At 40.2% G+C, this 24,201-nt stretch carries 22 protein-coding genes; 5 read left to right on the top strand and 17 right to left on the bottom strand.

Annotated features, from left to right (window positions below):
• The 3 genes from HRJ06_RS01245 to HRJ06_RS01235 form a co-directional block, all read right to left on the bottom strand.
• Complete coding sequence (locus tag HRJ06_RS01245; protein WP_174727529.1) at positions 1-924, bottom strand: sugar ABC transporter substrate-binding protein; 924 nt, start codon at positions 922-924, stop codon at positions 1-3.
• The gene (locus HRJ06_RS01240; RefSeq protein WP_174727526.1) at positions 921-1,886 is read right to left on the bottom strand and encodes a sugar-binding transcriptional regulator; all 966 of its coding nucleotides are present in this window, start codon (positions 1,884-1,886) and stop codon (positions 921-923) included. Before HRJ06_RS01240 ends, HRJ06_RS01245 begins: the two co-directional genes overlap by 4 nt.
• Before the next feature lie 332 nt (positions 1,887-2,218).
• A complete protein-coding gene (locus tag HRJ06_RS01235) occupies positions 2,219-3,028 on the bottom strand; it encodes a spore coat protein (RefSeq protein ID WP_174727523.1) in 810 nt (269 codons plus the stop codon).
• Positions 3,029-3,223: 195 nt separating this feature from the next.
• Here HRJ06_RS01235 and HRJ06_RS01230 point away from each other — a divergent pair, with 195 nt between their 5' ends.
• Positions 3,224-4,900, top strand: coding sequence for a ribonuclease J (locus HRJ06_RS01230; RefSeq protein WP_174727520.1), 1,677 nt, complete (start codon positions 3,224-3,226; stop codon positions 4,898-4,900).
• Between the two features lie 51 nt (positions 4,901-4,951).
• Here HRJ06_RS01230 and HRJ06_RS01225 read toward each other — a convergent pair whose 3' ends face one another.
• Positions 4,952-5,281 carry a nuclear transport factor 2 family protein gene (locus HRJ06_RS01225; RefSeq protein WP_174727502.1) on the bottom strand — a complete coding sequence of 110 codons (330 nt, stop codon included), beginning with the start codon at positions 5,279-5,281 and terminating at the stop codon, positions 4,952-4,954.
• 333 nt (positions 5,282-5,614) lie between these two features.
• On the opposite strand from HRJ06_RS01225, the gene HRJ06_RS01220 reads away from it, so the two are divergent.
• A complete protein-coding gene (locus HRJ06_RS01220) occupies positions 5,615-5,794 on the top strand; it encodes a hypothetical protein (RefSeq protein WP_174727500.1) in 180 nt (59 codons plus the stop codon).
• Positions 5,795-5,907: 113 nt separating this feature from the next.
• On the opposite strand, the gene HRJ06_RS01215 is transcribed toward HRJ06_RS01220, so the two are convergent.
• From HRJ06_RS01215 to HRJ06_RS01190, 6 genes are all read right to left on the bottom strand, one after another.
• Entirely contained in the window at positions 5,908-7,398 is a 1,491-nt protein-coding gene (locus HRJ06_RS01215) for a UxaA family hydrolase (RefSeq protein ID WP_174727497.1), read from the bottom strand.
• 27 nt (positions 7,399-7,425) lie between these two features.
• The gene (locus HRJ06_RS01210) at positions 7,426-8,877 is read right to left on the bottom strand and encodes a tagaturonate reductase (RefSeq protein ID WP_174727494.1); all 1,452 of its coding nucleotides are present in this window, start codon (positions 8,875-8,877) and stop codon (positions 7,426-7,428) included.
• A gap of 28 nt (positions 8,878-8,905) precedes the next feature.
• Positions 8,906-10,303, bottom strand: a complete 1,398-nt coding sequence (uxaC, locus tag HRJ06_RS01205) for a glucuronate isomerase (RefSeq protein WP_174727491.1) — start codon at positions 10,301-10,303, stop codon at positions 8,906-8,908.
• A 49-nt stretch (positions 10,304-10,352) separates the two neighbouring features.
• Positions 10,353-11,633 carry a TRAP transporter large permease gene (locus HRJ06_RS01200; RefSeq protein WP_174727488.1) on the bottom strand — a complete coding sequence of 427 codons (1,281 nt, stop codon included), beginning with the start codon at positions 11,631-11,633 and terminating at the stop codon, positions 10,353-10,355.
• A 5-nt stretch (positions 11,634-11,638) separates the two neighbouring features.
• Positions 11,639-12,136 (bottom strand): TRAP transporter small permease, encoded by a 498-nt coding sequence (locus tag HRJ06_RS01195; RefSeq protein WP_174727484.1) that lies wholly within the window; start codon positions 12,134-12,136, stop codon positions 11,639-11,641.
• A gap of 233 nt (positions 12,137-12,369) precedes the next feature.
• A complete protein-coding gene (locus HRJ06_RS01190) occupies positions 12,370-13,398 on the bottom strand; it encodes a TRAP transporter substrate-binding protein (RefSeq protein WP_174727480.1) in 1,029 nt (342 codons plus the stop codon).
• Between the two features lie 626 nt (positions 13,399-14,024).
• Between HRJ06_RS01190 and HRJ06_RS01185 the strand changes: the two genes are divergently transcribed.
• Both HRJ06_RS01185 and HRJ06_RS01180 read left to right on the top strand, forming a co-directional pair.
• Positions 14,025-15,020, top strand: coding sequence for a LacI family DNA-binding transcriptional regulator (locus tag HRJ06_RS01185; protein WP_174727477.1), 996 nt, complete (start codon positions 14,025-14,027; stop codon positions 15,018-15,020).
• A 34-nt stretch (positions 15,021-15,054) separates the two neighbouring features.
• Positions 15,055-16,416 (top strand): hypothetical protein, encoded by a 1,362-nt coding sequence (locus HRJ06_RS01180; protein WP_174727474.1) that lies wholly within the window; start codon positions 15,055-15,057, stop codon positions 16,414-16,416.
• A gap of 265 nt (positions 16,417-16,681) precedes the next feature.
• Here the strand turns inward: HRJ06_RS01180 and HRJ06_RS01175 are convergent, their stop codons facing one another.
• The 4 genes from HRJ06_RS01175 to HRJ06_RS01160 form a co-directional block, all read right to left on the bottom strand.
• Positions 16,682-17,710 (bottom strand): Gfo/Idh/MocA family protein, encoded by a 1,029-nt coding sequence (locus HRJ06_RS01175; RefSeq protein ID WP_174727471.1) that lies wholly within the window; start codon positions 17,708-17,710, stop codon positions 16,682-16,684.
• Positions 17,711-18,277: 567 nt separating this feature from the next.
• The gene (locus HRJ06_RS01170; RefSeq protein WP_174727468.1) at positions 18,278-18,829 is read right to left on the bottom strand and encodes a 5' nucleotidase, NT5C type; all 552 of its coding nucleotides are present in this window, start codon (positions 18,827-18,829) and stop codon (positions 18,278-18,280) included.
• Between the two features lie 57 nt (positions 18,830-18,886).
• Positions 18,887-19,618 (bottom strand): GTP cyclohydrolase II, encoded by a 732-nt coding sequence (locus HRJ06_RS01165; protein WP_174727465.1) that lies wholly within the window; start codon positions 19,616-19,618, stop codon positions 18,887-18,889.
• A gap of 72 nt (positions 19,619-19,690) precedes the next feature.
• Entirely contained in the window at positions 19,691-20,542 is an 852-nt protein-coding gene (locus HRJ06_RS01160) for a VOC family protein (RefSeq protein ID WP_174727462.1), read from the bottom strand.
• A gap of 164 nt (positions 20,543-20,706) precedes the next feature.
• Here HRJ06_RS01160 and HRJ06_RS01155 point away from each other — a divergent pair, with 164 nt between their 5' ends.
• Positions 20,707-21,030 (top strand): winged helix-turn-helix transcriptional regulator, encoded by a 324-nt coding sequence (locus HRJ06_RS01155; protein WP_174727458.1) that lies wholly within the window; start codon positions 20,707-20,709, stop codon positions 21,028-21,030.
• Positions 21,031-21,187: 157 nt separating this feature from the next.
• On the opposite strand, the gene HRJ06_RS01150 is transcribed toward HRJ06_RS01155, so the two are convergent.
• From HRJ06_RS01150 to HRJ06_RS01140, 3 genes are all read right to left on the bottom strand, one after another.
• Entirely contained in the window at positions 21,188-22,084 is an 897-nt protein-coding gene (locus HRJ06_RS01150) for a 3-hydroxyacyl-CoA dehydrogenase (RefSeq protein ID WP_174728114.1), read from the bottom strand.
• 261 nt (positions 22,085-22,345) lie between these two features.
• A complete protein-coding gene (locus HRJ06_RS01145; protein ID WP_174727455.1) occupies positions 22,346-22,903 on the bottom strand; it encodes a hypothetical protein in 558 nt (185 codons plus the stop codon).
• A 73-nt stretch (positions 22,904-22,976) separates the two neighbouring features.
• Positions 22,977-24,131, bottom strand: a complete 1,155-nt coding sequence (locus HRJ06_RS01140) for an acyl-CoA dehydrogenase family protein (protein ID WP_174727452.1) — start codon at positions 24,129-24,131, stop codon at positions 22,977-22,979.
• Between the last annotated feature and the right edge of the window lie 70 nt (positions 24,132-24,201).

The raw sequence follows: 24,201 nt of genomic DNA, 5'->3' as shown, positions 1-24,201 counted from the left end.
TTACTCTGCTGTAATCAGTTCAGCCGGTGCATACATTTCAGTGCTCTCAACTTCTTCTCCATTAAAAGCTTTCTCCATTTGCTCTACTACTATTTCTGCCATGCCAATAAAGTTCTGTTTTACCGTTGCTTTAATCGGAGACCCACTCTCAATCATTTCAACTGCCTGACTGTTACCGTCTATTCCTGTGACGATTATATTTTCTCTTTCAGCCGACTGAATTGCCTGCGCTGCCCCGATAGCGGGCTCATCCCAGCCAGCCCAAACTGCAGTTATTGAATCGTCAGCTTTATTAGCCAATAAAAGATTCTCCATTTGCTGGCGGGCATTTTCAATTGGACCTGGTACTTTAATTTCCTGTTCAGTAATTACATTAATGTTAGGATATTCTTTCAGCATTTCATCGAGGACTTGGGTTCTTTTTAAAACTCCAGGATGCGGTCTGTGTGTGAGCACGATGAGGTTCCCTTCTTCACCTATCTGTTCAATTAGATGACTGGAAATCATTTTAGACATCTCTGCATTATCACTTGTTGCATTTAATGTCATCCCATCTATATAACTGGCATCGCTGCCAAAAACCAAAATTCCCTTTTCTTTTGCTTGCTGAATCTGGGAGTTTACTTGATTGGGATCCGTGCTAACCAAGACGATCGCATCTACATTGGATGAAATAACATCTTCCATTCTGGAAGCAAGCGCTCCTACATCTCCGTTTGTATCAATTACATTTACACCCCAATCTTTATCTTTGGCACGGCTTTCAATTTCATCAACCATTTGCTTCGTGGTGACAGACGATAAGTATGGAGTTAAAATAGCAATTTTTTTAGAATCTTCTCCTTCACTTCCTGATGATTGTGAACATGCAGCGAGTGAAACCATAAGCACCATAGTAACAATTAACGTAAATAACTTTCTCATGTTAAATTCCCCCTAGTATATTCTTTTTGTAATAACTCCTGGGCTGTTCCCATATCTGTAATCAGTACGTTCACCCAGCCACCTTTTAACGCTGCGTGGATTGCAGCTGTTTTTTCCTTTCCTCTCGCAATTCCAACTACCTGAGGAATTTTCTTCAGTTCTTCTCCCTGTATTCCGATCATTCTTTCTTTGACCTCAGTGCTTATCTCAAGTCCTTCGTCATTAATAAATGAAGTACAAATACTGCCCACAGCACCCTTTTTGGCAAGTGCCTCAATTTCTTCTGGACTCATATTCAATGATTTTGCGTATGTAGCATCCTCGGAAATTTGGCCAATTCCAATTACAGCAACATCGGCCTTACTGGAAAGTGCCATAACTTTATAGATTTCTGGTTCCCTTACTATAGTGTTCCTAATTTCCAATGTACTGACCACTGCAGGAGCATGAAGCATCCAATAGTTCCCTTTTGTATTTTTCGCTAAAAGAGAGACATTTGTATTAGCATGCCACTCTATCCCGGCAGCTCCCCAACCTCCTACAAGTGGTACGAACTGAAGATTTTTTTTCTGCGGATCCTTGATTTCCCTTCCGAGAGAGGAAATTGATTTACCAGCCATAACCCCGATAATATCGTTATCCTTAATAACGCTTTCAAGGAACGCGGCACCAGCCTGAGCCAGCAATACATCAGCAAGTGAATTATCTGCTTCGGAAGTATCTACAACGATAACATCCCGAAGATTAAATTTGCTAACCAGTTCCTTCTCAAGAGCTGCCTCGTCCCCAAAAGGATTACGAATTGTTATTTCCACTAAGCCTTCTGTCTTGGCTGATGATATCATCCGACTTACCTGGGAACGGGAAATTCCGTATCTTGCAGCTATGCTTTGTTGATTTAATCCTTCTTGGAAATATAGCTGGCAAACTTTAATTAATAGTCTTAATCGTTCTTTTTCCATTGAATCCCCCCTATCCATCATGCACAAATGTTCATAGTTGAATTTTTGTTCAACTTCTACCTAAATTTAGCTTTTATATAAGATAATGTCAATGATATTTATGGATTTTTCTAAATATTAAAATTAGTAAATGTACAAGATATTTTAGTTTCTACTGCCCTTTTTCCTCTTTCACTCTTTGCTGGATAAAGTGATTTCTATAATAAATTGATCTCAAAACGACAATGTCATTCTTTAATGTTTTTCCATTTAGGCAACAGATCTTCAATTAGATCAGCTAGACCAAAACAAACAAGCCGGCCCATTACGGTACCGGCATTGTTATTAGTATATTAGTGATTTATTCTCGGTCCACCAGTAGTGTGCTGCTGATTTATCATCTGATTTGCACCAGCCTGCATTTGTCCCTGAGACATCATTGGGCTAGAAGTACCCATTTGTCCAGCAGCATTTATTACATGGGAAGAGGGATTGTTCGTAAACGTACTGGAGGCAAGGCCTGATTGGGTTGCCGGTTGATATTGTAAGTTCCCCATCTGCGGCTGGTCTTGTCCCTGAAACTGTCCTGCTTGTTCTCCATACTGTGCTTTCAGACTCTCACTGATTGGCTGGTAGCTGTGAAGGAAGGTTTTAGCCGCTTCATTTTCTATTTCAGGCACTTGATACAATCCTTGTTCATTCATAAAGAGAAATATTTCATACGACTGGTTCACGCAATTGCCAACACTGTTAAAAATCATTTGGCGAAGATTAGGATCCGCACATTCCATACATGCTTTTACCCCATTTGCTGCAGCATTCTTATGGGCCAGCAGCATAGCTGTTGCAATTTCAAAGTCATTGAAAGAAGCGTTGGCTTCTGGCGCAAACATTGCCTGGTCATGGACACCATATTGGATCTGGCGCGGCCTTACACCCTGGGTATTTGTGTTCGGCGGTACCGGAGAAAATTGTGTATAGTCATGTGTATAGGCAACAATTTCATCATAGGTTCTAAGCTCCTCCTGCTGGTGACGAGTTATCATCTCCTTAAGAAGGGGATTTTTTGCTTGCGCTGCATAAAGGTTGAAATGATTAATAGCATTTATTTTTTCGGAAAGCACCTCATGTACTTCCATCGTTTCATGAGCACCAAATGGCATGAAAATCACTCCTTTTCATTTTTAAAAGCAAAAATTATTATCTGCCTTCCCTCTGCTATTATGTAGAAAGTTAGAAAATAAAAATTTATCAGAGCCAAGATGTTGCTCTTCCTCTTACGTCTGTTATTGCTTAAATAAAAACCCAGTATTCTGTCAATACTAACCTCATCTATTTTGAGCTTGGAGGTAATCTGAATGAGTAATAACGATGTAAAAGCGTTGTCGATTTTCGCCTTGGGCGGCATTAATGAGATAGGCAAGAATATGTATGTGATCCAGTACAGGGACGATATCATAGTCATTGACTGCGGCGGAAAGTTTCCAGATGAAAGCTTACTGGGAGTTGATTTAATAATTCCGGATACTTCTTATTTAGAGGAGAATCGAGATAAAGTCCGCGCTTTAATTTTGACACATGGGCATGAAGACCACATCGGTGCTATCCCTTTCTTCTTAAAAAAGTTAAATGTACCGATCTATGCGACCCATTTCACACTCGGATTAATTGAACTAAAATTAAAAGAGCATCGTCTTACAAGGGAGACGGAGCTTGTTACAATTAATTCGGAATCAAGCCTGGAATTTGGGGAGATTGGCGTTTCCTTTTTCAAAGTAAGCCATAGTATTCCAGACTGCTTAGGAATCGTTTTTCACACACCAGAGGGCAATGTTGTTCATACAGGCGACTTTAAATTTGATATGACACCAGCAAATAACGAAAAAGCCGATATTCATAAAATGGCCGAAATCGGCAACAAAGGTGTTTTAGCATTAATTTCTGAAAGCACCAATGCCGAACGGAAGGGTTTAACCCCTTCGGAGCAAATGGTTGCTGACCATATGGAAGATGCTTTCATGAGAGCAGAAGGCAAAGTCTTACTCTCTACCTTTGCGTCCAATGTCAGCCGTGTTCAGCAGGTTGTCGACACTGCCATTAAGACGAATCGGAAGCTCGCGCTGCTGGGCCGAAGTATGGTAAATGTGGTAGGAGTGGCAATGGAACGCGGTTATTTGGACGTCCCTGAGGGGCTAATTATCCAAGCGCAAGAAATTGATAAATTGGCTCCTGAAAAAGTCGTTATCCTTTGTACCGGAAGTCAGGGAGAGCCTAATGCGGCCCTCGCCCGTCTGTCAACAGGCAATTACCGGGATGCAGCGATATACCCTGGGGATACCGTTATTTTCGCAGCCTCCCCTATCCCTGGTAATGAAAAAGCCGTCTCCAAGATCATCGACAATCTGTATCAGCTTGGCGCCAAAGTAATTTACGGAAGTGGAAGCTCGACAGGCATGCATGTTTCCGGCCACGGGTATCAGGAAGACTTGAAGCTTATGCTCACTCTGATGAAGCCAACCTATTTTATTCCAATTCACGGGGAATATAGAATGCTCCACCATCACCGTTTATTGGCCGAATCAGTCGGAGTCGAGAAAGGCAACTCATTCATCATTAAAAATGGTGATGTTGTTGATATTGAAAACAGAGTTGCCCGGCAGACACGCAGTATCCCAGCAGGAGATACTTATGTGGACGGAATAAGTGTTGGGGACGTCGGAGAAGTTGTACTGCGGGACCGCAGACAGCTGTCGGAAGATGGAATGCTTGTCATTGTGGTAACGATCAGCAAAGCCGATCGGAAGATTATTCAAGGGCCAGACACAATAACCCGCGGTTTCGTTTATGTTAAAGAATCCGAGGAGCTTCTAAAAGAAATTAACTCGCTAGTTAAAAAGACCATGCAGGATTTAGATGAAGGTGATTTCGGTCATTGGAATGTCATGAAACGTGAAATTAAAAAGTCGGTCGGCAAGTACCTCTTCAATCAGACGAAGCGAAAGCCAATGATTCTGCCAGTTATCATTGAAATATAAAATGCCAGGCACTTTTTTCCAAGTGCCTGGCTTTTATTATTTAGTATCGTTCTATTCCTGAATAAACCACACTTTTGTAATCCGGTTGTCTTCTATTTCATAAATAGCCATCAGGCTTGCCTTTTCTCCGGTAAGTCCATTGGTGGCAATCTCCCAATCAATGACCTTATTGCCGACAACTGAGCGATTCCTAATTTCGGCATACATTTTCTTCTTGAACGTTTCCCTATATCTGTCCATAAGCTCTTGTTTTCCACGTAACGTCACTGTATTATCCGGAAAAGTGTATACCGTAATATGATCTGCATATGTACTCGCAAAGCCTTCAAGATCTCCGTGGTTATAGAATTCAATTTGGTCCTGGACTATTTTTTCAATCATTTTGCTCTTCCAACCCTTCTTCTGCTTTTACTTGAATCGAATTCATTATACCGCATAAGCCTTTTATAAAAGTTGAGCAATCTTAAACTCATTTGCTGATTCCGCTAGAATTGCCATGAAATTTACGCGACCTATCAAAAAAGTTTTCTCCAAATGTCAGAAACCTTTTACTGGTTCCTGTCGTTACTTGTGAGTTTTTGAAAATCCTTAAAAGAATCTGGTGGTTAATGTAGATAAGTTTTTCACAGTGTTAGCAGGGAAAAGTCCAGTCGATGTCCAAAACTTAAATAGAAACATTTCAAATACCCAATAAGTTGAAAGGTGGTTTATCTCATGGATTTAACCTTGCAGCAAATTGTTGAAGGCCTGCCGAAATCCTTGTTAAATGCTACAGACAGAGATTTAGAAGGATTCCACAAGATCATCGAAGAGACCATTAAGTTAAGAGAAGGACATAGAAACCTTCAAAAAATGGTTAAAAACTTCTCTACCTCTACGATCGTTCGCTCCTAAAACAAACTTGCATTCCATACTTATCACTTTGGCAGGTACATGACCATTATTACCCAGAATAGTAAAAGACACTTGCCAGGTCTGGCAAGTGTCCTTTTGTGTGAGCTTGCAGCTTATAGAGTTACGCCCGATTTAAAAATCGCTAGTTCTCTAAAGTTATTTTTTTCGTTATTGACTGGCTCTCCGCTGGCTACCTTGGTGATGTATTGAATGAAATCATCTAGTACGATATCTGGAGAAACATCTTCAATTAACGTACCTGCATTGTAATCAATCCAATGCCCTTTTTTCTCAAATAACGGGGTGTTGGTTGAAACTTTTACTGTAGGAACAAATGTGCCAAACGGCGTTCCTCTGCCAGTTGTAAATAACACGATTTGACACCCTGCCGCTGCTAATGCAGAAGACGCGACTAGGTCATTGCCAGGTGAACTTAGCAGGTTTAACCCTTTAACACTTAATCTTTCACCATACTTTAGGACATCAACAACTGTTGAGGTCCCAGCCTTTTGGGTACAGCCAAGAGACTTATCCTCGAGAGTTGTAATCCCGCCTGCTTTGTTTCCTGGTGAAGGATTTTCATAAATAGGCTGATTATGATCAATAAAGTATTGTTTAAAATCATTGATAAGATCAACCGTTTTATGGAACACTTCTTCATTTTTAGCCCGTTCCATTAAGATCGTCTCAGCACCGAACATTTCAGGAACTTCTGTTAATACCGTTGTTCCACCCTGTGCAACTAGGAAGTCTGACAACCTCCCTAGGAGAGGATTAGCCGTTATTCCTGAAAAACCATCTGAACCACCACATTTAAGGCCGATTTTCAATTCAGATAGCGGAATATCTTCACGCTTGTCGGCTTTTGCAGCTTCAAAAATTTCTTTTAAACATTCAACACCAGCCTCAACTTCATCCGAAACATCTTGAGAAGATAAGAACTTAACCCTGTTTTCATCATAGTCACCTAATGAATCTTTTAAATCAATGATATTGTTATTTTCACAGCCGAGGCCCAGCACTAATACTCCGCCGGCATTAGGATGCTTAATCGCATTGCCTAAAATGGTCTGTGTATTATCATGATCATCCCCAAGCTGGGAGCAGCCGTAATTGTGTTTTAACACTAGGATATTTTCAAACGGAGCAATATCGCCAACTTCAGCCGTGAATTGCTTGATCATCAGATCGGCAATTCCGTTTACACATCCTACTGTTGGAACAATCCACAGTTCATTCCGGATCCCGGCTGTTCCATCCTTGCGTTTGTACCCTTTAAAAGTTAGGTTTTTATTTTCAAATGGATTATCTGTTAATTTTTGCTCGTATTGATATTCCTGGATGCTGTCCAGATTCGTTTTCGTGTTATGTGTGTGAACAAATGCTCCTTGCCCAATTGTGCAGGTAGCATGCCCGATTGGAAATCCATATTTAATAACCTTTTCGCCCGCAGGAATTTCTTTAAGAGCTATTTTGTGGCCACGTTCAACAGGCTCTGATAATTTAATCTCAGTTCCCTGCGCAATAATCGTTTCGTCTTTTTCAAAATCCCTTAATGCGATAGCGACATTATCTTGATCATTTATTATTAATATCTCCTTCATTCATATCACCCTCCTTTGTTTGAAATGCTAAAGAACATCCTTAATGGCTTGTTTCATGCCAAGCTTTTCTATTTTTATAAGATATTCTGAAACGAGCTCAGCCAGCAGCGGGATTGAATTTAGATCCTGGTCCCATAGTTTCATATACCCTAAAACAGCGGCGGCAATTTTTTGTAAGCCAGCCTCTGTTCCATCATACTGGTCCCATTGACCTTTAAAAAATTGCAAAATATGTTCATCATCAACAAGTTCAATATTTTCCTCACCGCGTTTGCCTTTATAAAAAACAATCCAGGCACTGAGGGAAAATGCAATCTTCTTTGGTGCCTCCCCATATTGGTCAACATATTCGAGCAATGTAGGCAGGTTCCTTGTCTTGAATTTAGTCATCGCATTTAAGGCAATACTCGTAAAATAATGGTGGATAAACGGGTTGGCAAACCGGTCGATAACATCCTTCGCAAAGAGTTTAAGTTCGTCCTTTGGCATATCGAGAACAGGAATAACCTCAGCTGCAATTAACTCTTCAATAAACTGTTTTGTATCAGGAGTAGTAACTGCTTCACTGACCGTATCAATTCCAAACAGGTAAGCAACAGGTGTCATTGCTGTATGAGCTCCGTTCAAAATCCGAACCTTGCTCGTTCTGTAAGGAGTAATATCATCTACTACCTTAACATTCAATCCGATTTTTTCCGCCGGAAACTCTTCTTTTAGCCATTCAGGCCCTTCAATCGCCCATAAATGATACTGCTCACCAACAACCAGTAAATCATCCTGATATCCAAGCTCTTGTGTTTTCTGGTCAATCGTATCTCTAGGATACCCTGGAACAATCCGGTCGACGAGAGTATTACAGAACGTATTAGATTCTAAAATCCAATCAGCAAAGGCTTCTTCAAGCTCCCACAATTTCACGTATTGAAGGATAACCTCTTTCATTTTTTGCCCGTTCTGATCGATCAGTTCACACGGAATGATAATTAAACCCTTGCTTTTATCGCCTTTAAACGCACTATAACGCTGATATAAAAAGGCTGTTAACTTCCCTATGAAACTTTTTTGCGGACGGTCGTCAAGACGGTCGCTCTCGTCAAAAGCAATTCCTGCTTCTGTCGTGTTGGATACAACAAACCGCAGATCCGGGCTGGCTGCTAAAGCTAAATATTCATCAAATTGCGAGTAAGCATTTAGCCCGCGGCTCACTGAATTTATAACTTGATGTTCTTTAACTGGAGAGCCATCAACGATCCCCTGCAGGAAAAGAGTATATAAACCGTCCTGATCATTTATCTTGTCAACCTTGCCATTTTTCGTTGATTGAACAATCACGACGCTTCCGTTGAAATCGGCCTCTTTATTCATTCTGTCGATAATCCAGTCCGTAAATCCTCTTAAAAAATTGCCTGTGCCGAACTGAAGGACTTTTTCTGGATAGGTTTTATAATTCTCTGCTACATTTCTGTTTAGTTGTTTCATAACCTCAACCCCTTTGACTCAATATCGTTCAAAATTGAAAGTATTCTTTCGCATTCTGATAACAGATTCCCTGAACGATATCACCAAGCAATTCCATGTCGTTAGGCACTTCGCCATTTTCTACCCATCCGCCAATTAAATCACATACTAATCTTCTAAAATACTCGTGCCTTGTATAGGAAAGAAAGCTTCTTGAATCAGTCAGCATTCCGACAAAGCGGCTGAATAAACCGAGATTAGCCAAAGCCTTCATCTGCTCAAGCATCCCGTCTTTCTGATCATTAAACCACCATGCTGTTCCGAATTGGATTTTCCCTGGCGCGCCGCCTTGGAAATTGCCAATTAAGCTGCCAATTACATAATTGTCCTTTGGGTTTAATGAATAAAGAATCGTTTTCGGCAGTGCATCTTCCCGTGCCAATGCATCTAATAGCTGGCTTAAAGGTTTCGCCATTTGGCCATCATTAATGCTGTCGAAACCAGTATCAGGACCTAATTGGTTAAACATTTTCGTATTATTGTTTCTGAGAGCATGGATATGGTATTGCATCACCCAGTAAAGTCTTGCGTATTGCTTTCCTAAGAATACTAATGTGTAAGACTTATATTTCTTTTCTTCTTCAAGGGTTACTTTCTCGCCAGATAATCCTTTCAGGAAAATTTCTGCCGCTTCTTCCTTTGTTGCTTCTTCATACATCATTGTATTAAGGGCATGATCGGACACACGGCCGCCGAGCGAGTGGAAAAACTCGATTCTTGATTGCAAGGCACTTAAGAAATCGTCATAGCTGGAAATTTGTTTTTCTGAAACTTCACCAAGCTTTTCTACCCACTGCACATATCCATCCTGGTTAATTTCTAATCCTTTGTCAGGGCGGAAACTCGGCAGCACCTTGACGTCAAAATCGGAATCATCTCTTAATTTTATGTGATATTCTAATGAATCAGTCGGATCATCTGTTGTACACACGACCTCAACCTTTGACATCTTAATCAAGTCTCTTGCCCCGAATCCTGGACCAGTAAGCTTGTTGTTTACCTTCTCCCAAATCTCAGGAGCACTTTTTTCATTGAGAATATCATGAACGTCGAAAAAGCGCTGTAACTCTAAGTGTGTCCACTGGTAAAGCGGGTTTCCAATTGTCATCGGAACCGTCTTAGCCCAGGCTAAGAACTTCTCGTAATCCGAGGCTCCCCCGGTAATGAGCTCTTCATCAACGCCATTTGTCCGTAAAGCCCTCCACTTATAATGGTCCCCATACAGCCATGCCTCTGTGATGTTATTAAATGTTTTATTTTCAAAGATTTCCTTTGGGCTTAAGTGGCAGTGATAATCAATAATCGGCATATCTTTCGCAAATGTATTATACAAAGTTACTGCTGTATCTGTTGATAACAAAAATGTTTCATCCATGAACTTTTTCATATTTCCACCTGCTCTTTCCTAATTTTGAAAATTTACGTACTATCTAGATTTACTCTATAAGAACACTTGGTAAGTAAAGTGAAAGCTGCGGAATAAATGTGATCATTAGTAAGACAGCGATCATTGCAGCGTAGAATGGTACCATTCCTTTTGTTGCTTTTTCAATTGGTATTTTCCCGATCGCACACCCAACGAACAGCGCCGTCCCAACTGGTGGAGTGATAAGTCCAATTGAAAGATTCAGTATTAATACTACCCCAAACTGCACAGGATCCATGCCGGCAGTCATTGCAACAGGCAAAAGAATCGGTGTGGCAATTAAGATGAGCGGGGCCATATCCATGAACATACCCAATAATAATAGAATCACGTTAATGATTAACAAGGTAACAATGTCATTTGGAGAAAACGAGATAAGCCCGTCTGTTACCATTGCCGGTACTTTTAATAAAGCAAGCAGCCAGCCAAATGCAGATGATGCGGAAATCAAGAAAAGGACCATTGATAACGTTTTAAAAGTTCTTTTTAAAATCAGGCCCATTCTTGAAATTGGAATGTCCCGGTATACGAAAAAGGTAATAATAAAGGCATAAACAACGCCAATTGCTGCAGATTCTGTTGCTGTAAAGATACCTGTGACAATACCACCCATAATAATAACAGCTGTAAACAATCCCAATAGTCCTTCACGAACAATTTTAGGGATCTCTTCTCTCTTAACAGGTTCTCCCTTTGGATAGTTCCTTTTAACAGCTATTACATAAGATATAATCAACAGAGCCAAACCTAAAAGCAAGCCTGGCAGCAGGCCGCCCATAAATAATGATCCAACGGATACACCACCGGCAGCAGTTGAATAGATAATCATGTTATGGCTCGGCGGAATCATAACACCCTGTGCCGCACTCGAGATAGTGACGTTAACAGCATAATCCGAATCATACTTAGCCTTTTTCATCATTGGGATTAATACGGACCCAATAGAGGAAACATCAGCTACAGCCGAACCAGAAATACCGCCAAAAAATGTACTCGCCAGCACGTTTACCATCGCAAGCCCACCTCGGACTCTCCCGATAATAACGTTTGCCAGGTTGATCAGGCGACGGGAAATCCCGCCTTCATTCATTATTTCACCAGCAAGGATAAAGAACGGAATTGCCAGGAGTGAAAATGAATTAAGTCCCCCAACCATCCTTTGAACCAAAGCAGCTAAATCGATGTCCATGTACAATCCTGTTAAGAATGATGAAACGACCAAACCTAGTGCTACAGGGACACGTATGAGCAGGAGCAGAATGAAACTCCCCAATAAAACTAAAACTTCCATTACAATCACTCCTCTAAATTATCATCCCACTCTTGATGCATTCCCTTTTTAAACATCAGCTCAATGCCATAGATTAGCATTAATACTCCAGAAACCGGGATAGCGCCGTATAAAATGCTTTGAGGCCAGCCAGTTCCTGCCATAGTTGAAGTTCCCATTAAAACTGTAAAACGATAGCCATAATTAATGAAGGCAATGGCTACGACAATGACTAGAATTTTTGCAATATAATCGCAAACCGTTTGAAGGCTTTTTGGCATCATTCCCACAAATAAACCGACACCAATATGTAATTTCTCACGGAACCCAACTGCAATACCGATGAAACCTACCCATATAAGCAATAATAATGAAACCTCTGCAGACCACCTGGGTGTATAGTCAAATACATATCGTGATAAAACTGTACCCGCGACAATAATGGCCATTACACCAATCATGAGCGCAGCAAAATTATCAATGATTTGATCAAATACGCTTTTAACTTTTTTAAATAATGTCATCGGAAGAGCCTCCTTTTTAAGAAAGCTCCAATGCCTGAGAAAGCAAAGCTTTTAGGCACTGGAGCTATACAATTTTTACTATATTAAGAAGATGGGTACGCCCTTCTTCAAATGTTCAAAGTTAAAGGGCAGCCCCGCCCCTATTCCTCATATGGTAAAAAACTATGGTAAAAGGAACGATAGGCTGCCATACAATATTATTTCATTTCATAAATTGGGGTTAAAAGAAATTTCTATTCAACGCTTTCGATTTTTTCGATCCATTCGCTGAATGCTTCACCATGCTTGTCATAAACAGGTTGTACAGCTTCACGCCATGGAGCAGAATCAGTAATTTCAGTTACTTCATTACCAGCAGCTTCTACTTCTGCTTTTGCTTTCTCTACTAGTTCAGCCCACGATGCTCTTTGAACTTCTTGTGATTCCATTGCAGCTTCTTTGATTAATTCCTGGTCTTCTGCACTGATTTTATCCCAAGTTCCTTTAGAAGCCATCAAAATTTCAGGTACTCTTGAATGAGCATCTAGAGTGTAAAACTTAGCAACTTCATAGTGATTTACAGAGTAATAGCTCGGGTAGTTATTTTCCGCACCATCAATAACTCCTGTTTGAAGTCCAGAATACACTTCTTCATAAGCCATCGGCGTTGCAGATGCTCCTAACGCTTCAACCATATCTACTACTAATGCAGATTGCTGAACACGAATCTTAAGTCCTTTTAAATCTTCAGGCTTTTCAACAGTACGCTTTGAGTTATAAAAACTTCTGCTTCCTGAATCATAAAACGTTAAACCTACTAAGTTAGCAGATTCCATTCCTGTTAAGAGCTCTTCACCAATTTCACCATTAAAAACATTCCACATATGATCTTCGTCTCTAAATAAGTAAGGCATTGATAGAACTCCAAGATCCTTAGAGAACTCTGCAAGCGGGCTTGCATTTACACGAGCAAAATCTAAGGTTCCTAATTGTACCTGCTCGATTGCACTTTTCTCATCGCCAAGCTGGCCTCCAGCATACACTTCCACTTTATAACGGCCATCTGTTTTTTCTTCTACAAGTCTAGCAAATTCCTTATCACCAACAACAGTTGGATAATCTTCCGGCTGATTATCGGCTAATCTTAAAACGATCGGTTCAGCGCTCTCGCCCTCGCCGCTTTTCTCGTTATTGGATGCCGTATCTGACCCTCCGCCGCAAGCAGCCAAAAACCCTGTTAGTGCAAATGACATTGCTAACAAACCTAAGCCTTTTCTTTTCATAGAATTTCCCCCTTTTGTGTGTCTAACAACCTACCTTAATAATAGAATCAATTTTTTAATAAGAATACTAGCAAACGCTTTCATTCCTGCTAAAAAAATAATTCCCTTCAGACAGGTTAACAAAATAACAACGTTGTTATTTGTATTAATCTTATGATAATTACTAATAGTTTACAAGGGTTTTTTTAGAAATTTTAAAATTATTAATTATGTTAACGTTATCTTCACTATATTTAAGTAAAAAAACAGTGAATATCGATATGATCTCTTTCAAAATTATAATAACGTTGTTAAAATGAAATTATTAGAAAAGTTTAGCCGCTTTTAAGAATTCTAGTAAAATGACAGTTCACACAATAAATCGGCTTCTACCTCTATTGGAAGGATAAGTTTGCTTAAGTCCTTTATGTCTTTTTTAAGACTAACTAGAAATTATGAGACCCAGCAGTGAAGGACGAGCATGTGGAAAGAGCGAAGTCGAACACAGTTTAACGCATTTCTAGGAGGCAGCGCTTAAGACAGACTCAATGGTTCGTCCGGAAAGCTAGCGATTTAATAGCTCAACTATTTACCTCATGCTTAAAAACATAAGTTGAAAATAAAATATAACAAATGGGTGGACGATGATGACAATAACCATAAAGGACATAGCTCAAATGGCTGGTGTAAGTTATTCAACTGTTTCTAAAGCATTAAATGACAGTGCGCTCGTCAAGCCAGAAACGAAACAGAAAATCATCAAGATTGCCAAAGAAATGGGTTATGAACCAAACTTTGCAGCCCAGCAGCTTGTCTCTAAGCAATCAAGGGTTATCGGTTTAATCTGGCCAACACTTGAACGCGTAGCGCCTTCAACTTTAGTGACGAAAATTAATGAAGAGATAAGCAAAAACTCATTTTCAATGATCCTTTCTATTAACTCCATTAAAGATTCACTTGAAATGTTTAAACGGTACCAGGTTGATGGTGTCATCGTTTTTGATGAGCATGATCATGACATACTTCTATCTTCCCCGCTGCCCTTCGTAACATATGGAGTGAGCAGAAATAAAGACTTTCCAGTAATTGATGTAAATTATGATGCAGCCATGCAAACTGCTGTTGAGTACCTATATAAATTAGGTCATACAAAGATTGCTTATGTGGGTGATTTTTCACCTATCGATGATCGGCAGATTGAAAAATATAACAGTGTTAAAAGTGCAATGAAACAGTATGGCTTGCCAGTAAGCATCAACAATATGATAAACACAGCTGGTTTAGATTGGTTTGATGGATATTTGGCAACTAAACGGCTTTTGAGTACTCCTTTTAAGCCTACTGCAATTATTGGCTCAAGCTATGATATAAGTGCTGGTGTAATTCGGGCCTTAAGGGAAGCCAATTTTATAATCCCAAAGGATATTTCCGTAATCAGCTATGACAATATCCCTCAGATGGCGAATCTAGAAATTCCATTAACGTGTGTTGGTGTTCCTGTCGAGGAATTAGCCTCTAGCATGGTTACTACTTTACTGGAGTGTATTAAAGATAAAAATACACTACCAGCAGGTAAACTTTTAACACCAGTTTTTACAGAGCGAATGTCGTGCGCTCAAGCAGGCGTTTTCAGCGGAAATTAAAGAGACCTGCCTTAATTCTGCCAAGGAGATAAAAATGATTGTTTTATATAGTCTGCTTTTCTTTATTTATTTTATAAATTTGATTATTAATTCATCTGCACTGTCCTACATCACAGGTGTTCTGGCTTTTCTTGCCTTTTTCTTTTCTATTAAGGGATCGAGTCGCCTGTTTCAAATTATCAGCATTATTTTTATCGTCGTTGGTTTCTCAATCTTTTTCGGTCAGCAAAGGTCTTTAACTGAGTTGCCACTTTATATGGTTTCGACGATCCCTTTGCTTGCTGTTTTTTTCGTTCTTCCCTTCATAAATAGCATTATCATTGTTGGACGTTATGACCAGCAGGTAAATAAATTGCTGAAAGTAAAGATACATCATCTAGGACAATTATATGGCCGAACTTCGCTAGTAAGTTTTTTATTGGGCGGCTTTCTAAACATCGCCACCTTACCCCTAGTAAAAACGGTGGTGCAAAGAAATTTAATAGACAGAACAGAACAACTCAAAAACAAATTTATCGCCCAAGCCATGCTTAGAGGATACGTATTAAGCCTTGTTATTTCCCCCATGGAATTACTGGTCATTTTAAGTATAGAGCACACAGACGTTTCCTATCTGCGTATCCTCCCATGGTTATTTTTCATTACCTTTCTTATACTTACCTTTGATTGGATACGAGGAAGCCGGACTTTCAAACAATTTAAGTTAGAGGATGGAGAAGAATTTAAAACCAGAAGTCAGGAACTGAATGCCGCATTGAACAAACGAATGAAAAGAAAGATCTTCTCACTCGTTTTTTATTTACTTCTTTTCATGATATCAATCATCTCTTTTAATCAACTCTTTGATATCGGTTTTCTCCAAACCATTGCGATCATTATTATTCCCTTTTCATTTATTTGGGCTCAGACGATCAAGCGCATCAAATCATATATCGAGTACTCAATTCCGCTTTGGAAATTGCGGACACTCAATTTAAGAGATAATATGATTCTCTTTCTGGCCGTTGGTTTTTTTACAAGTAACCTAAGTGATTCAATCTTTATGAGATACATCCAGGAGCCTTTCGCTTTATTGAGCGGAAGCCCTATATTGCTATTTGTTTCGATTCAGCTCTTATTTCTCGGGCTTGCAATGATTGGGTTTCATCCTTTGGTTACAATGAGCATTCTTGGAGCGATTATCGATCCCATTCTCTTAGTTATAAATCCTCTAAGTGTCGCTATAGTGTTGATTACCTCTGGATTATCAACTGTTGTATCAGGACCATTTAATATTTCGGTATCCTTAACTGCAAACCTGTTAAATATCAATTCTTATAAAATATCTTATTGGAATGTAGGCTTTGCCTTTTTATTCAGCAGTGTCGGGACGATTCTTGCTTTATATTTATTATAAACTCTGTTGATTTTCGTTCAGGCGCTCACCTACCAGGGGCAAATCCTAGAGCCTTCTCGGCGCACAACGGTTTTAGGTTCTCCTGTGATTCATTTTCTCCGCATGACATTGATGGGGCATATAGGCATTAACCCTCGGACGGAAAAATTGCGAATGCAATTTTGAGGCTTCCAATACCTTCCGCCTTGATCAACCAGGTTTCTTTTTTAGAAAACATACAAAAAATAGCGCAATGCCATTTATTAAGGCAATGCGCTTTTTGGTTTTAAATCCTTATTGGTTTTCCTGTCTTAGCCGATTCATAGATTGCTAAAATGAGTTGCAGGGAGTTTCGTGCTTCTTCACCGGTTACGAGCGGATCACGGTTCTCACTTATGGCTGTTACAATATCCTCGTATTGGCGCTTGTGCGATTCATATGAGGCCATTTTATTCGAAGAAGCGCTGTTTTTCGTGGCTTCACCGGAAGCTTTGCTGTATTGCTGCCCGTCCCTGAAATTCCATTCCTTCACGTCATCATTTTCAATGATCACACTGCCATTCCCGCCAAAGATGTCAAGGGTTGCACTATATCCGGGATAGGCTGCCGTATTTCCTTCAATTAATCCGAGGGCTCCTGATTTAAACTTCAGCGAAGCAACCGCAACATCTTCTACTTCGATCCTTTCGTGTGCCCTTGTTGCACAATAGGCATGCACTTCCTCGACCGGTCCCATTAAATAAAGAAGCAAATCAATATAATGAATCGATTGATTCATTAACGCGCCCCCTCCATCAAGTTCCCAGGTTCCCCGCCACGCTCCGCTATCATAATATTCTTGTGATCGATACCAAGTAGTCCGGGCAGCTCCAAAGTTAAGCTGTCCAAATTCGCCTTGATCAATGACCTTTTTCAAATCCACAATCGCGTCATCAAATCTGTGCTGGAAAATACAGCTTAACGTTACATTAGCCTTCCGGCACGCCTGGATAAGTTCGTTTGTTTTCACCAAAGTCGTATCAATCGGCTTTTCAACAACCACATGCTTGCCGGCTTTTGCTGCTAAGATTCCTAACTCTGCATGTGTCCCACTTGGTGTTAAAATCGTAACAATATTAAACTCTTCATTTTTGAGGAATTCTTCATAGTTATTGTAGTATTCGAGATTATACTCTTCTCCCCACTTTTTAGCCGTCTCTTTTTTGCGTGAGAAAATTGCTTTAACCGCCGCATCTGGTATCTCTTGAATACTCTTTATATGGGTTTCAGTAATACTTCCCGTTCCAACAATCCCAAAGTTTAATAGCTTTTTCATTGTTAAATTCCCCCGCTTTATTTCTTTTTCTCGATCAGCGCCGGTATTGAAGTTACACCCTTACCTCAATTACGATCGTAATGCAGCCGCGCTGTTTTATCCTTTAGACCTTATGACATACTTCAACACAACCCTGTGTTTATCCTTCTAGGGTGCAGTATGGTTTTCTGTATGTGGGATGCAGGTCAGGTGTCCACAGTATGGACACAGGTTTTTCGAATACACAGAAGAATTGACTTAAAAGTGGCATTTTTTGATGCAATAACTCCATTTTTTGATGCAATAACCTCTTTCAATGATGCAATATTCAAAAATACACTTCCAGACAGCTTCCTGAAATACGCTAAGCAACATTTCACCGTTAAAACTACATCATATTAAGGAACTCTAGCAGATATCCCAAAAGCTAATCATAAAATAGGAAAGAAATGAAACAAAACAACAGAAAAAACCCTAAAAGACATTTTAAAATAAACAGGTATGTCCTTGTGACACCTTGTTTTTACATTAAAAAGAGGACCCATGCTAAGGTCCCTATTCATTCATATTAATTGAAGGATATTTAATCTAAAACTTCCACTCTGCCCACTCTTTTACACGCGGGATTTCCATATGCTGGTTGTATGCTTGATCTTTTACATAAAGCTTGATAGATTCTTCACTTAGCGTCTCAAGCACCTCTGGTTTGTCGTCAAAATAGAAGTCCAGTTTCAGCTCACGTATGATGTCTACTTTTTCGGAATCCTTCATGCCCCAGAAAAACCGGTCATCTTGGACAGGAAAGCCCCCTTTAATTAACCACTTCTTCGTACGTTCTCCATGTTCCTTTGGCCTTGCGGTAATATAATAAATCTCATGTCCCTCTTCAATTAATCGGTTCAGCAATTCAACTGCCCCAGGATAAGGCGGACAAGAGGTATAATAGATCTGCTCAAGTGATGAGTTCCACATTTCTGCCCCCTCCCTGTCCGTTAAACCAAAGGGCTCGTGAATCTCAACCCTTTTAATAGCCCTGAACACATCAAGGCCTAGCTGTTGTTTAAGCTTCTGATTGTAAATTTCAAACGCATGTTCTCGCAAATTTATTAATGTATCATCAATGTCAAAACCAAATCTCATTGAAATACGTCCCTTCCCCAAATAAACCACCATGTTTTTAACAATCACGGTACTGCCCTACGCCATGTGCCCAGATTTGCTCATCTTCGTTTTAAGGTAGCCTTCATTATGTTCGGAGACATCGCCCCATAATGAAGTTCTGCCTGCGACCTGCAGACCTGCTTCTCTTAAGGCTTCCAGTTTTTTCGGATTGTTTGTGATCAGCATAACCGGCTTGGAACGCAGCACCTTCAGGACGGAGATAGCCTCCTGGTAATTCCTTGAATCATCGGTAAAGCCAAGGGCTTCGTTTGCTTGAACAGTGTCATAGCCATTCTCCTGAAGAATATAGGCCATTGCCTTGCTGAATAAGCCAATTCCGCGACCTTCATGGTTGGCCAGGTAAAATAAGGCGCCAGTTCCGTGCTCCACCATCATTTTCATCGACTGCTCCAGCTGAAATCCACAATCACAACGCTTGCTTCCAAAGATATCGCCAGTATGGCAAATCGAGTGCATTCGAATTAGCGCATCTTCTCCTTCTGCAAAGTCACCGTACACGAGAACACTTGACTGTTGGAAATCCGCCAATTGAGAACCTGATAATCGGTTAATAACCTCCTGAAAATCTTCTAATACGATGTCAGACTTTAGCCAGCTATACCATTTGAATTCAACCGTTTCTCCATCTAAATTAACCGGAAGCTTGATCGGGCCAACCAAATAAATGGCTCCCTCATCAAGTTTAATTAATTGTATTTTATCTTCCAATACAGAAAGAACATCTGATTTACTAAGTAATTCTTCCATCCTATTTCCCCCAATTATACGACCTCATGTTGTGTTGAACCCGTTCTCCACGATGGATTCCGCATAAACTGCTTAAACTATTAATTTTATTTGATTTCCTGAAGGGTCTGTGGTTAGGAAAACACCATCTTGGTCTGCAACAGATGCCCCCATTGACTTAATTCGAGATGCAGCCTCTTGGAGTACTGTTTCACTTGGGAAAACAACTGTATAATAACTCATGCCCACACTATTCTCTGCCGGAGCCGGAGCGCCCACACCATTCCAAGTGTTAAGGCCGATATGATGATGATAACCTCCAGTCGAGATGAATAATGCCTGGCCGCCATATCGGCAGACGACCTCGAAACCAAGCCCATCGCAATAAAATTGCTTAATTTTTTCAAACTCTGCAACATGTAAATGAATATGGCCCATAATCGTCCCCGCAGGAAGTCCATCCCATGGTGTTTCATCATCCTCCTTTATAACGCCTTCAAGATCCAATGGTTCCGTTGCCATCACCACTTCTTCACCCTGCCATTTCCAATTGGATGAAGGACGATCTACATAAATTTCAATGCCATTTCCATCTGGGTCTGCCAGATAAAGAGCTTCACTAACAAGATGGTCTGAGGCTCCCTGGACAGGATATTTCATTTTAATCATATGAAGAATAATTTTAGCCAAATCTGCGCGGCTTGGCAATAGCAATGCGTAATGGAATAAACCTGCTGTCCCTCTCTTCTTTGGGCTGACATCCTCTGGCTGTTCGATCGTTACTAGCGGAGATGCGCCATCTGCAGTTAAAACGATGCTTCGATCAGTTTGCTCAAGGATATTAAAGCCAATGATAGTTTGATAAAATTCTAGTGAACGCTGTAAATCTTGCACATTTAAATGAACCTGGCTTACAAAGGTACTTGGTTTTTCGTGAAATGTCATATCATTAACCTCCGTTTTAAGGTGCTATCGTAAATATCAGTTAGTTACTTTATGTAAGTAATTATATTTTGCATAGTAACTTGTGTCAAGTTTACTTATGATGTATTGTAATAATAAAGAATGTCTTCCTACTATAACCCATAAATATAGATGAGGTGATCGTAATGGATCAATCAGCAATTTGTCCTCGATTTGAAAAAGCTATGAGCATAATGAGCCAGCGTTGGACAGGACTTGTGATATATCAGCTGCTCACAGGCCCAAAACGATTCTGCAGCTTGGAATCATCAATGGGTATCAGCGGCAGAGTCCTTTCAGACCGACTAAAAGAACTCGAAAACCAGGACATCGTTAAACGTGAGGTCTACCCAGAAACCCCTGTCCGCATCGAATATTCCCTTACCGAAAAAGGGCGTGCATTAGAACCAATGATGAAGGAAATCGAGAAATGGTCGCAAACCTGGCTGCCAGTTGAACCGACACCATAAAAAGCCATTGTCTTTTACTGACAATGGCTTTTGTTGTGTTTTCAGCTGACGAGGCTTGCTTCGAGTCTACATATTGATTATTATTTTTCCAAACTAAATTGCTTACTAAAGAGGCTGTCACCTTCAGATGACAGCCTCTTTGTTTTAAATACAACAATTAGCTTTGCAAAAACTCTGGATCTTCATAGCTTGGATTTGGATATTTATAGAAGCCTTCTCCTGTTTCTACTCCGAGTTTTCCTTTGTCGATGTACTGTGTTTTCAGTAAGTTGGCCAGCATTGCAGATCCTTCATTACCTGCTCGTCCTTTACCGTGAGCAATGTTGTAAGCTGTTTTGATTCCTACAACGTCCAGGATAGCAAATGGGCCTTTAGGTGCTCCAGTTGCGATCATCCACGTTTTGTCGATTGTTTCTGGATCAGCCACTTCTTTTAATAAAAGCGTCTGGGCAGCTTCTAAAAACGGAACTAATAAAGAATTCAAGATATAGCCTGGCTGCTCTTTGTGCAATGGCAAGGCAACCATTCCGATAGCTTTTGCAAATTCGACCAGGTCGTCAAACACTTTACTATCAGTTCCGGGATGTCCCATGATTTCTGCTGTGTTGTTTGTCCAAATTTCATTGGCAAAGTGCAATGCCAAAAACTTTTCCGGCCGGCCAGTTGCTTCAGAAAATTGGCTTGGCAGCAAGGTGGATGAGTTCGTTGCAAAAATCGTTTTTTCAGGAGCGACTTTTCCTAGCTCCTTGTAAAAATCAAGCTTGATTTGAACAACTTCAGGAATCGCTTCAATAACAAGGTCGGCATCTGCAACTGCCTTCGATAAATCAGAAGTAAACGACATGCGGTTGGTAGCAGCGTTAACATCTTCCTCAGAAGCTCCTAAATCTGTTTGATATCGCGGCTTTAGCTTGGCGACCCTTTCCTTTGCACGGTCAATCGCTTCGTCGTTAATATCATAAACAACAACATTGAATCCTTTAAAAGCTGTTTGGTAGGCAATTTGGCTTCCTAAAACGCCGCTTCCTGCCACAGTTATATTTTTATAATTAATAGTCATTCTCCTTTGCCAGTTTTTGTTAATAAATGATCTCATTTATTATATCCACATAGTTAAAAATAAATGAAATGAACTTCTTAAAAGGCTTGATACATGATCTTAATTAGAAATCATTAGAGCCTTAAAGGTAAGAGGCACACAATAATCCTATTCCCCTAAAATATAATGTAAATCATTTTTTATCAAAACAAAGAAATTTTTACATTAAAAAATGACCTGCAAGAACAGCAAGTCATCAATTAATTATAGGACTAACTAATAAAAATCCCCCTCGCTGATCTTAGCTATTGCTCTTTTAAACTTAGTCCATTTTATCGGGAAATGATTGCTGCCGGTTTTGTTTTCACAATAAGTTTCATATTCAATCCGTACGTTCCATTGGGTCCCATCCATTGCAAACACTAAGTATTCTTCGGCCCAATTCACAAAATCGCATTTATATAATTCTGATAGAAACCATTCTCTCTCTTCTATTGTGATCTCAGTTTGAGCGGTTTCTTTCTCCCCAATCTCGTTATACTTCGTATGATTCACCATCATCGCTTCAAAATCGATCTTCACATCAAATGAAGGTCCGGGCCACCCGCCAGTAAAGGCATAAATTTTCCTGATTTTTTCATACGGCTTTTTGCCTCGATATTTTTTCCAAGTATTTTCACAGTCCCGACAATAGTATTTTGCGTTTCCATAAGTTACTTCACTTACCTCAGGTTCATTCTCGATATCGTGGTTAAATCTATTTGGAAGATTAGGAATAATATCATATGTATTTTGGCTTTTACATTTTGAGCAGACAGGTGAAATGACTTTCATGATATTATCCTCTTTTCTAGTTATCTCGTAAAAAAAGAACCGCTTCCATGCAGAAGCAGGCTCTTCTCCTATTCTATCGATCTAATACGGCATTCGCCAGTATGTATACAATGGCATCATCGGTAGGCGGGTTATGAAGTCCAGCACGGACATCTCGGTAATGCCTTTGCAATGGATTTTTGGCAGAAAGGCTTCTTGCACCAACGATTCTCATTGCCAAATCGACTACATCGTTCGCACTGTTAGTTGCGATATGCTTCACAGCAGCTAACTCGGCTCCCATGTTTTGCCGCTCCTCAGGATGTTCCACCCATTTTCTCGCGACTGAATATAATACTTCCCTTGCTTTGAACAATTCCAGCTCCATTTCACCTATTTTTCTGCGCACTTCCTGTACATCCTTAATTGGACCGGGAAGCGTAATCGGACGGAACTCAGAGGCGAATTTCACAGCATAATCCCTTGCTGCAACCGCAATTCCCAAATAAACTGCAGGAATCTGCAAATACCAGCCATTTGGGGATGGTTTTGTTGCTTCTTCTACCGCCAATAAAGCATCCTCTTCGACCAGAACATTATTTAAAATCAGATCATCACTTTTTGTACCTCTCATGGCAATGCTATCCCATGTTTCCTCAATAAGAACGCCCTCGAGATCGTGATCAACCAACACAAAACCTTTTGTCCCGGTTGAATTGACATCTACTGTAACAATGGAGTAATCAAGTGCCACCGCCATCGAAGTAAATGATTTACGGCCATTTATCCGCCAGCCGTTACCTTCTTTAGTTGCTGTTGTAGTGGGAATTGCACCCCTGGAAGGACTTCCTGTAGCTGGCTCCGTCTGCGCAAGATTGATCAGCGCCTTATCATTTACAATTAAGCTGCACAATTTCGCAAAGCTTTCTTCCTTCCAGTTTCTCTTTTCCGCAACCTCAAGAATAACACCGAGCTGCCAGCCTAAAGACAGCGCTGTCGGTGCATCTCCCTGGGCGAGCCGTTCCTGAACTGATAAAAATTCAAGCAAGTTGATACCTCTGCCTCCGTATTCCTCCGGTACTGTAAGAGATAAAAAGCCTTTCTGCTTTAGGTCTGCAAAGTTTTCATAAGGGAAACTACCTTCTGAATCAACTTGAGCTGCTCTATTTTTAAAAACTTCTGCTAATTCCCCTGCCTGTTGCAATAATTCCTGCTGTTTTGTAACGGTCTGTTGTACTAAATTCACCATAGTCTGCCTCCTGTTAAACTTATTTTTTCATAAAAAAACCTCTTTCGAATGGAAAGAGGGCTCTGTCTGC

This window comes from Mesobacillus harenae (genome assembly GCF_013343715.1).
GTDB lineage: Bacteria > Bacillota > Bacilli > Bacillales > Cytobacillaceae > Mesobacillus_A > Mesobacillus_A harenae.
The sequence above is the reverse complement of the archived record's forward strand: the minus strand, read 5'-3'. Positions and strand labels throughout refer to the sequence as shown.